Source organism: Nocardia sp. JMUB6875, from assembly GCF_041154655.1.
In the GTDB taxonomy this organism is placed as follows: Bacteria; Actinomycetota; Actinomycetes; order Mycobacteriales; family Mycobacteriaceae; genus Nocardia.
In genome coordinates, this window is record NZ_BAAFGR010000225.1 from 1 (window position 1) to 10,006 (window position 10,006).

11 protein-coding genes are annotated in these 10,006 nt (G+C 69.3%); 5 read left to right on the forward strand and 6 right to left on the reverse strand.

The window, feature by feature from the left end; translation table 11 throughout:
• The first annotated feature begins 8 nt into the window (after positions 1 to 8).
• Both ACAM49_RS35570 and ACAM49_RS35575 read left to right on the forward strand, forming a co-directional pair.
• Complete coding sequence (locus tag ACAM49_RS35570; RefSeq protein ID WP_369639941.1) at positions 9 to 536, forward strand: M23 family metallopeptidase; 528 nt, start codon at positions 9 to 11, stop codon at positions 534 to 536.
• A 24-nt stretch (positions 537 to 560) separates the two neighbouring features.
• Entirely contained in the window at positions 561 to 1,076 is a 516-nt protein-coding gene (locus tag ACAM49_RS35575) for a DUF1990 family protein (RefSeq protein ID WP_369639931.1), read from the forward strand.
• A 21-nt stretch (positions 1,077 to 1,097) separates the two neighbouring features.
• Here ACAM49_RS35575 and ACAM49_RS35580 read toward each other — a convergent pair whose 3' ends face one another.
• The 5 genes from ACAM49_RS35580 to ACAM49_RS35600 form a co-directional block, all read right to left on the reverse strand.
• Positions 1,098 to 1,463: a hypothetical protein gene (locus tag ACAM49_RS35580; protein ID WP_369639932.1), complete on the reverse strand. Its 366-nt coding sequence runs from the start codon at positions 1,461 to 1,463 to the stop codon at positions 1,098 to 1,100.
• Between the two features lie 83 nt (positions 1,464 to 1,546).
• On the reverse strand, positions 1,547 to 2,311 hold the full coding sequence (locus ACAM49_RS35585) for a siderophore-interacting protein (protein ID WP_369639933.1): 765 nt from the start codon (positions 2,309 to 2,311) through the stop codon (positions 1,547 to 1,549).
• Between the two features lie 85 nt (positions 2,312 to 2,396).
• Positions 2,397 to 3,188, reverse strand: a complete 792-nt coding sequence (locus ACAM49_RS35590; protein WP_369639934.1) for an N-formylglutamate amidohydrolase — start codon at positions 3,186 to 3,188, stop codon at positions 2,397 to 2,399.
• Positions 3,188 to 4,111, reverse strand: a complete 924-nt coding sequence (locus tag ACAM49_RS35595; protein WP_369639935.1) for a tyrosine recombinase XerC — start codon at positions 4,109 to 4,111, stop codon at positions 3,188 to 3,190. The genes ACAM49_RS35590 and ACAM49_RS35595 overlap by 1 nt, the downstream gene beginning before the upstream one ends.
• A 238-nt stretch (positions 4,112 to 4,349) precedes the next feature.
• Complete coding sequence (locus ACAM49_RS35600; protein ID WP_369639936.1) at positions 4,350 to 5,027, reverse strand: FadR/GntR family transcriptional regulator; 678 nt, start codon at positions 5,025 to 5,027, stop codon at positions 4,350 to 4,352.
• 193 nt (positions 5,028 to 5,220) lie between these two features.
• Here ACAM49_RS35600 and ACAM49_RS35605 point away from each other — a divergent pair, with 193 nt between their 5' ends.
• Genes ACAM49_RS35605 through ACAM49_RS35615 form a run of 3 tightly spaced genes read left to right on the forward strand, consistent with a single transcriptional unit; the run spans position 5,221 to position 9,212 of the window.
• Positions 5,221 to 6,750, forward strand: a complete 1,530-nt coding sequence (locus ACAM49_RS35605; protein ID WP_369639937.1) for an amino acid permease — start codon at positions 5,221 to 5,223, stop codon at positions 6,748 to 6,750.
• Positions 6,747 to 7,769 (forward strand): asparaginase domain-containing protein, encoded by a 1,023-nt coding sequence (locus tag ACAM49_RS35610; protein ID WP_369639938.1) that lies wholly within the window; start codon positions 6,747 to 6,749, stop codon positions 7,767 to 7,769. Before ACAM49_RS35605 ends, ACAM49_RS35610 begins: the two co-directional genes overlap by 4 nt.
• A gap of 45 nt (positions 7,770 to 7,814) precedes the next feature.
• Complete coding sequence (locus ACAM49_RS35615; RefSeq protein WP_369639939.1) at positions 7,815 to 9,212, forward strand: aspartate ammonia-lyase; 1,398 nt, start codon at positions 7,815 to 7,817, stop codon at positions 9,210 to 9,212.
• Positions 9,213 to 9,233: 21 nt separating this feature from the next.
• Here the strand turns inward: ACAM49_RS35615 and ACAM49_RS35620 are convergent.
• Positions 9,234 to 10,006, reverse strand: a 773-nt coding sequence (locus tag ACAM49_RS35620) for a DNA-processing protein DprA (RefSeq protein ID WP_369639940.1), incomplete at its 5' end; no start/stop codon positions are given.

The following is a 10,006-nucleotide window of genomic DNA, read 5'->3' on the forward strand; positions in this document are numbered from 1 at the left end:
GGTTGTGCATGGTCGGCCTGCCCGCGCTCTGCGTGATCAGCCTGGCAGCTCCGAGCCGGGGCGCGCCGGCGGATCGGGAGGGGCCCGCGGGGGCGTACGGATGGCCGCTGGAGCCGCGACCGGCGGTGGTGCGCGTGTTCGACAAACCCGAGCACGATTGGCTGCCCGGGCATCGCGGGGTGGATTTGGCGGGTGCGCGGGGGCAGGCGGTGTTGCCGGCCGGGGATGGGATTGTGGTGTTCGCTGGGATGGTGGCGGGGAAGCCGGTGGTGTCCATCGATCATCCGGGTGGGCTGCGGACTACCTACGAGCCGGTTGTCGCGTCGATTCCGGTGGGGCGCAGGCTGGTTCGCGGCACTCCGATCGGCGTGCTGGAGGACGGGCATGCACCCTGCTCCCCCTGCTTGCACTGGGGTGCGCGCCGGGACCGCGAGTACGTCGACCCGCTGGGCTTGCTGCGCCGTGGCCCGATCCGCCTGAAACCGCTGACGTCCGCGCCGGGAGCGGGATCACAGCGTCCCGGCCTATCCGGATGATGGGGACGGCAGGAGGATGAGGGTATGTCGCAGCAGTCCGCCGAAGTGCCGTTCACCTATCCCGAGGTGGGCGCGACCAAGGGTGAGTTTCCGCCGGGGTACGACCATTTCCGGTTGCGGCTCCGAATCGGTTCCGGGCGGGCGCTTTTCGAGCGGGCGGGCGAACACATCCTCGATTACGGGATTCAGCGCGATACCGGGATCTTCAAGTGGGCCGATACTCCGCGGGTGCGGGTGGGGACGCATCTGACCGTGCGGCTGGGATTGGGGCCGATCGGGATCGATGCGCCGTGCCGGGTCGTCTATGTGCTCGACGAGCCGGATCGGCGGGGCTTCGCCTACGGCACGCTGCCCGGGCATCCCGAGATCGGGGAGGAGTTGTTCGCCGTCGAGTACGATCCCGCCGACGATTCGGTGTACGGCGTGATCGCGGCGTTCTCCAAGCCGGGCGCCTGGTACGTCCGCCTCGGCGGTCCGATCGTCCGCCTCATCCAGCGCTGGTTCGCCCGCCGCTACATCGGGACGCTCCGCCCGCGCTGAGGCGGGCGGAGCGACGTGAGCTCAGCCCTCGCCCAGGTGGGCGGCGAGGGCGGCGGCTTCGGCGCGGAGTGTGGCGGCGCGCTCGGCGCCGCCGGAGAGCGACTCGTATTCCTTTGCGGTGCTGAGGCGTTCGTCGATCTCGGCGCGGACGATGGCCGCGATATCGGCTTCGGTCAGGTCGCGGCGGGCGCGCTCGGCCGCGCCGAGGCCGACCGCGCTGGCTTCGATGGCCCCGGCCCGCACCTCGGAACCGTCCACCGCTTCGGCATTGTCGATGGCCGCCAGGGCCGATCGCAGCGCGGCCACGGCGGCGCGGTCGCGCGCCTTCATCGCGGCGGGGATCGCCGCACGCAAACGGTCACGCAGTGGCTGGATCTCGATGGTCATGATCGGCACGGTACGGCGGCAAACCGCCCGCGTCGACCATTTTTCGCAACGCGCCGGGGATTCGGGGTGAACGAGCGGATCGCCTAAACGCCTGCGGGAGCGGCCTTCTCGCTCTCGGCGAGCTCGGACTTCCAGACGCGGAAACCCTCTTCGGTGCGGCCGCGGCGCCAGTAGCCGGAGATGGAGGACGCCCATTCGGCGGGGACGGCGCGTTCCTTGCGGATGTAGGGGCGCAGGTTGTGCATGACGGCCTGGGCCTCACCGTGAATGAAGACCTGCACCTGGCCGTCACGCCACGCCGCGGCACGGACGGCCGCGGCCAGCCGCTCGCCCGGTTCGGCGTCGCCGCGGTGAATCCAGGTGAGCTCCACACCTTCCGGATGCACGAAGGACAGTTCGTCGGCCGGACCGGCGACCTCGACGAAAATCTGACCCACGGCATCGCCGGGCAGCGCCTCGCTGGCCGCGGCGATGGCGGGCAGCGCGGACTCGTCACCGGCCAGCAGATACCAGTCGGCGTCGGGACGCGGCGCGAAGGCGCCGCCGGGACCCATCAGCTCGATGGTGTCGCCGGGCTCGGCCGCGGCCGCCCACGGACCGGCCACGCCCTCGTCACCGTGGTAGACGAAGTCGACGGCGATTTCCTGGGCCGCCCGGTCCACCTCGCGCACCGTGTAGGTGCGCACGGTGTCGCCGTCGGGGCCGGGAAAGACCAGTTTGACGTAGGCGTCGGTGAAATCGTTGGGCTGGAAGGACGCGAAACCGGGACCGCCGAGGCGGACCCGGATCAGGTGATCGGTCAGGCGGATCGTGTTCTGGACCACCAGCGTCGTCCGAGTGCGTGCCAAAGTGCCACCTCCATAATTAGGATTACCTAAGTGACGCTAGCACGAATTCCGATAGGTCGTCGATACGATCTCGATATGCCGTTGATCATGGGATTCCCGTAATGAGCGATGCCAGCGCCGCGGCCAGCCGATTTATTCCGGGGCCGGGCGGGCCACCGGGCTCGGGCAGATAGAGATCGCGGCGGATCTCCACCATCAGCGCGGAGACCCGGGAATCGGCGCCGTAGAAATCCAGGGGCACATAGGTTCCCGCGAACGGGCTGTTGACGCCGACACCGCCGAAATCCACGAAGGCTCCCGCCGCGCGGGTGAGCAGTTCGGGCGGGGTGTGAAAGGCGTCCGCGCCCAGGCAGATCGGCGGGCGCAGGCCGTCGCCGTGCAGCTCGTAGGGCAGGGGCTCGGCGGGATAGGAGTGCACGTCGATGATCACGACCCGCCCGACGGCGGCGAGCCGATCGGCGACCAGCTCGGTCATGGCCCGGGCGTACGGGTGAAAGTAGCGGTCCAGCAAAGGATTCGGGTCGAAATCCGGTGCGCGCAGCGGCGCACGATCGGTTGTCGCGGTGTAGACCGCGCCCATGCCGACCGCGAGCATCTCCTCCCGCTCGTCGGGAAAGCGCTCCGGGTCGACGACCAGCCGGGACAGGCGGTTCACGAACTGCCAGGGCCGCTCGGCCGACAGGCGGGCGGCCTCGGCGGCCAGCTGCGAGGTGTGCGCGTCGGTGATGGCATCGAGCTCACGGTTCAGGGCTCGGTCGTCGAGTAGCAGGTCCGCGCGGACCGCCGACGGGATCGTGCGCGCGGAATGCGGAACATGCAGCACCACAGGCGAATCCGCGGCGCCGGGCAGCAGTTCGACCGAATCGGGAATATCCATCAGGCGCGCGGGTGGGCTTGGTCGTGCACCTTCTTGAGCCGATCGATCGACACGTGGGTGTAGAGCTGGGTGGTGGCCATGCTGGCGTGACCCAGGATCTCCTGCACCACGCGCAGATCCGCCCCGCCCTCGAGCAGGTGGGTGGCGGCGGTGTGCCGGAAACCGTGCGGGCCCATGTCGGGTGCGCCGGGAATTGCCGAAACCACCTCGTGCACAACGGTTCTGGCCTGCCGCTGATCGATGCGACGACCCCGGCGGCCGAGCAGCAGCGCCCGCCCCGACTCCGGCGTGGCCAGGGCCGAGCGCCCGAACCGCAGCCAACCGTCCAGCGCCTGCTCCGCGGGTGCGCCGAACGGCACCGCCCGCTCCTTGTTGCCCTTGCCCAGCACCCGCACCAGCCGCCGCTCCCGATCCACATCCTCGATATCCAGCCCGCACAGCTCGCTCACCCGGATCCCGGTGGCGTACAGCATCTCGACGATGAGCCGATCCCGCAGCGCCATCGGATCATGTTGCGCCGCCCCCGATTCCGCCGCCTCCATCGCCGCCCGGGCCTGCTCCTTCCCCAGCACCGACGGCAATACCCGATGCGCCCGGGCCGACCCCAGCCGCGGCCCCGGATCCACCGCCAGCCGCCCGGTATGCGTCAGCCACGCCGTGAACGTCCGCGCCGACGAAGCCCGCCGCGCCATTGTGGTGCGCGCCGCTCCCCCCGCGGCCTGCGCCGCCAGCCACGACCGCAACAACTGCAGATCCACCTCCCCCACACAGGAATCCACGGCCCGATTCAACAAATGCTCCAACAACCCCCGCGCATCCCCCACATACGCCCGCACCGTGTGCTCCGACCGATTCCGCCCCAACCGCAAATGCCGCCCATACTCGGCCAGCAACGCCTCCAAATCCTCGGGCAGCTCACTCATCCCCCCACGCTGACCCGAATTCGCCCCCAAGGCAAGCGCCCTCGCCGACAACGGCCTGCTGGCCCGCGGCCCGACGACGATCCGACCCTCGCTGACGGCGGGAATCCCGCTCCCACAACCGGCGACGATCGGGCGCGCGCATCCGGCGTCGATCCGGTTCTCGTACCCGTGCCGCCCGCAGTCGATGCGGGGCTGGGCCAGCAGGCTGTTCGCCGGGAGGTCGGCGGTCCGGGCCGGGTCAGCCGTCGATGCGGGCCAGGGTTTCGGCGACTCGTTCGAGGTGTTCGGACATGGCCTGGCGGGCTGCTTCGGGGGAGCGGGCCTGGATGGCGCGGACGATCGCTTCGTGTTCGCGGTCGGAGTCGGCGCGGCGGTCCTGGGTCAGGTTGAGGAATTCGGACTGGACGTCGAGGGCGCGGCGGGTGTCAGCGACCATCGAGGTCAGCATCTTGTTGCCGCTGGCGGCGGCGATCGCGGTGTGCAGTTCGCCGTCGTGGCGGACCCATTCGCGGGCATCGGTGGTGGCGGCCAGCTTGTCCAGGAGGGTGAACAGCTGCTCGAGCTGTTCGGGGGTGTGGCGCTCCGCGGCGAAACCGGCGGCCGGGATCTCCACCAGGCGGCGGGCCTCGATCAGGTCCCCGGCCTCGATGCCGGCGAAGGTCAGCCGCGCGTTCTCCTTGGCGGAGATGACGAAAGTGCCTCGGCCGGTGCGGGTTTCGGTGAGGCCGAGAATGGCGCAGGCATGCAGGGCCTCGCGCACCACCGGGCGGCTCACCCCGAATTCCTTGGCCAAGGCGATCTCGCCGGGCATGCGGTCGCCGACCGCGTACTCACCGCTGGTGATCAGGCTCTTGAGTCGACGAAAGACCGCCTCCGTAGCGCCGATGCGCTGCACACGTCCTTCTTCGACAGTCACGCGACCAGTATGGGCGACCCGGCTCGAGCCGCGCAAAACGCTCGCACCGCGTTTCCCACGGGTGATCCGGCAAGCCGTTGACAGCGATTGTGACGCCAATTACGGTTCACCTGTCTTACAGCCTGACAGCCTTACTGCCTGAGCGCTCATCTGCCGCTCGCGAGGGCTGGATGCGGCCCGAGGAAGGTTTCCCATGCAGCTCGACCAACCGCCGTCCGCGGCGCACACCAGCGCCGCGACAGCGGACACCAGCACAGCGGCAGCGCACACGAACGCCGCGGCGACGTCCACCCCGGCCCCGACCGGCTCGCCGGAGCGGATCGACATCGGCGATCTCGGCTATCAGAAGCAGCTACGCAAGCGGCACATGCGGATGATCGCCATCGGCGGATCCATCGGCACCGGCCTGTTCCTGGGCGCCAGCGGCCGCATGGCCCTGGCCGGCCCGTCACTGGCCATCGTCTACATCGTCTGCGGCATCTTCACCTTCATGGTGGTGCGGGCACTGGGCGAACTGGTCATGTACCGCCCCTCCTCCGGTGCGTTCGTCTCCTACGCCCGCGAATTCCTCGGCGAGCGCGGCGCCTACTCGGTCGGCTGGCTGTACTTCCTGAACTGGTCGACCACGCTGGTCGCCGACATCACCGCGGTCGCGCTGTACGTGCACTACTGGTCGTTCTTCGTGCCGGTGCCGCAGTGGGTGCTCGCGCTGATCGCGCTGGCCGTCGTGGTCGGCCTGAATGTGGTGTCGGTCAAGCTGTTCGGTGAGCTGGAATTCTGGTTCGCGCTGGTCAAGGTCGGCACCATCATCGTGTTCATGCTGGTGGCAATCGGATTCATCGTGACCGGCACCGATATCGGCGGGCACACCCCGGGCCTGTCCACCATCACCGACAACGGCGGCATCTTCCCGCGCGGGCTGGCCCCGATGCTGACCATCGCGCTCGGCGTGGTGTTCGCCTTCGGCGGCACCGAGATGATCGGTGTGGCCGCGGGCGAATCCGACAACCCGCGGGCGGTCGTGCCCAAGGCGGTCAACTCCATCATGTGGCGGATCGTGCTGTTCTACGCCGGTTCGGTGGTGCTGTTCACGCTGCTGCTGCCGTGGACGGCGTACTCGTCCGGCGAGAGCCCGTTCGTCACGGTGATGAGCCGGATCGGTGTGCCACACGCCGGTGACGTCATGAACCTGGTGGTGCTCACGGCCGCCATGTCGAGCCTGAACGCGGGCCTGTACGCGACCGGCCGCACGCTGCGGTCGATGGCGGTGGCGGGGACCGCGCCGCGATTCGCCGCGCGGATGAACGGCCGCGGTGTGCCCTACGGCGGGATCCTGATCACCAGCGCGGTCGGCATCGCGGGCGTGGTGCTGAATCTGGTGGTGCCGCAGCAGGCTTTCGAGATCGTGCTGAACCTGGCCGGACTCGGCATCGTCGGCACCTGGGCCTCGATCATGGTCTGCCACTGGATCTTCGTGCGCCGCGCCGAGCGGGGCGAGTACACGCGACCGGAGTTCCGGCTGCCCTGCGCGCCGGTGCTCAATGTGCTCACGCTCGGATTCCTGGTCGCGGTCGTGGTGCTGATGTTCTTCGACGCCGAGGTCGGGCGCATCACGCTGGTGGCATTCCTGGGCGTGGTCGCGGCCATGGTGGCGGGCTGGTACCGGGTGCGCGGGCGGCTCGATGCCACGGTGCTCACGACGGACGGGAAGTCCGCCCTATGACCGGCGTCGCGTCCAGCACTGTGGCACAGGATGTTTCGACGCTGCGAGTCGAGATCCTGTACACCGGAGGCACCTTCGGCATGGTCGACGGCGGTGACGGGCTGCGCCCGCGAGCCGGGATCGGCGGCGAGATCGCCGACCTGATCGACGCCTATACCGACCGGTTCGGGATTCCGGTGGAGTTCCGCTACCACGAACTCGAGCGAGTCATCGACAGCGCCGACGCCGATCCGGGCACTGCCCGCCGGATTGCCGAGCGGGTGCGCGCCGGGCTCGGTGCGACCCCACCCGACGGCGTCATCGTCATTCACGGCACCGACACCATGGCCTACGCGGGTGCGCGAATCGCGTTCGAGCTGCACGACATTCCGGTCCCGGTGGTGCTGACCGGCGCGCAGATCCCGCTCGGACTGCCCGCCAGCGATGCCGCGGACAATCTGATGCTGGCCTTGAATTCGATTGCCACCCAACCCGCCGCGGGTGTCTTCATCGCGTTCGGGTCGACGCTGCATCCTGCGGTACGGGCCAGCAAGCGCAGCTGTGACGGGTACGACGGGTTCACCGCCGTGCGGCCGCTCAGCCCGCCGCGGACGCCGGTCACTCATCCGGTCGCGGCACGTGCGGGCGAAAGCTCGCCTCCGGTAGGGCTTTTCACCGTCTTCCCCGGCATGGACACCGATCTGCTCGATGCCGCGCTGCGCATCTACCACGGCGGCGTGGTGCTGGAGTGCTACGGCGCCGGGACCATGCCGGTCTCCGAGGCCACGGTCACCGCCATCGGCAAGGCGACCGAGCGCGGCACGCCCGTCGTGGCGATCACCCACTGCGACAGCGGAACCGTCGACCTGGGCCGGTACCAGCCCGGCCGCGCGCTGCTCGCCGTGGGAGCCATCGGGGGCGGCGATATGACGCGGGAGGCCGCGCTGGCCAAGCTCGCCCACCTCGCCGGCCTCGGGCTCCCCGCGGCCGAACTCCGCCGCTGGATGACCACCAATCTGCTCGGCGAACTCACCGACTGAAAACCCAATCCCTGCCAGCCACAAGCCGATCGCATGGAGACGACAATGACCGAAACCCGCACCGAACACGATTCGCTGGGCACGCTCGAGGTGCCCCGGGACGCCTACTGGGGTGTGCACACCGCCCGCGCCCTGGACAATTTCGCCATCTCCGGGGAGCAGATCGGCCGTTTCCCCGCTCTGATCACCGCGCTGGCAGCCGTCAAACAGGCTGCCTGCCAGGCTAATCGGGAACTCGGCCTGCTCGATCAGCGCCGCGCCGACGCCATCGAGACGGCCTGCGCCGAGATCCGCGGCGGCGCCCTGCACGACCAGTTCCCGATCGATCCCATTCAGGGCGGCGCGGGCACCTCCACCAATATGAACGCCAACGAGGTAATCGCCAATCGCGCGCTGGAACTGCTCGGGCACGAACGCGGCGACTACGCCGAACTCGATCCACTCGATCACGTCAACCTCGGCCAGTCCACCAATGACGTCTACCCGACCGCCGTGAAACTCGCCGTCATCGCGCACATTCGGCGGCTCGTCGACGCGCTGGAGCGGCTCGCGGCTGAATTCGACCGCAAGTCGGCCGAATTCGCCGATGTCATCAAGATGGGCCGCACCCAGTTGCAGGATGCGGTGCCCATGACCCTCGGGCAGGAGTTCGCCACCTTCGCGATCATGCTGCGCGAGGATTGCGCGCGGCTGGCGGAGGGGACCGCGCTGCTGCGCGAGGTAAACCTCGGCGGCACCGCCATCGGCACCGGCATCAACGGTCATCCGCTGTACCCGGCGCTGGCCTGCGCGCGGCTCGGGGAGCTCACCGGCGAGCAGGTCGTTCCCGCCGAGAACCTGATCGAGGCCACCCAGGACTGCGGTGCGTTCGTCCAGCTCTCCGGCATCCTCAAGCGGGTGGCGGTGAAGCTGTCCAAGACCTGTAACGACTTGCGGCTCATGTCCTCCGGCCCGATCACCGGCCTGCGCGAGATCACCCTGCCGCCGGTGCAGGCGGGCTCGTCGATCATGCCGGGCAAGGTCAATCCGGTGATCCCGGAGACCGTCAACCAGATCGCCTTCGAGGCGATCGGCGCGGACCTGACGGTGACCATGGCCGCCGAGGGCGGGCAGTTCCAGCTCAACGCCTTCGAGCCGATCATCGCCCACAGCCTGCTGCGCATCACCGCCCACCTCACCGCCGCGGCCGACACCCTGGCGACCAAGTGCGTCAACGGCATCACCGCCCATCGCGACCACCTCGAGTCAGGCGTGCGCCGCTCGATCGGGATCGTCACAGCCCTGACCCCCCATATCGGCTACGCCGCGAGTGCCCGAATCGCCAAGCACGCCTTGCAAACCGGCCAACCGGTCGCCGACGTCGCCACCGAACTGGGCCTGCTGGCCCCCGAGACAGTGGCCGAACTGCTCGCCCCGCACCGCCTGGCGGGCCTGCCCGACTGACGGCAGGCTCGCCAGGCGCGATCACCGAAGCCGATCATCGGCGGCACCGAATCCACCGGCCGAGGCGGCCGGTGGATTCGTGCGGTACCAACCATTGCCGTCACAGGCGACCAAGCCCGCGATCTCCAACGCGGACAAGGTCGCTCGAACCGTAGGCAGCGGCAGACCGGTATCGATGGCCACCCCGCGGGGCAAGCGGGAGCCGGTGCGTGGCAGTGCCGCGAGGACCAGTGCTTCGTCGCCGGACAGATTGTCCTCCGGGCTGGTCGGAACCGAGCCCGGCAACGACAGCCGCAGCGGCCCCGCCTCATCGAGGATGTCCTCGGCGCGGGTCACGATGAATGCCTCGCCCTCCCGAATCATCCGGTGGCACCCCACCGACGCCGCCGAGGTGATCGGCCCCGGCACCGCCATCGCCGGACGCCCAAGGCGCCGACACCATTTCACGGTATTGCGCGCCCCGCTGCGCACCCCGGCTTCCACCACGACAACCCCGTCGGCGAGCGCAGCGATCAGCCGGTTCCGGGCCAGAAAATAGTGTTTCCGAGCCGAAGTCCCTGGCGGGTACTCGGTGACAACCAGCCCGGTATCGGCGATCTCGGCCAACAGCTGATCATGCTGAACTGGATACGGCCGATCCGGCCCACACGCCAGCACCGCGATCGTCATCCCACCAACCGCCAGCGCAGCCCTGTGCGCCATCCCATCAATCCCAAACGCTGCTCCCGACACGATCGTCCATCCCCGCGCCGCCAACTCCCCCGCGATCTCCCCCGTTGCGTGATTCCCATACC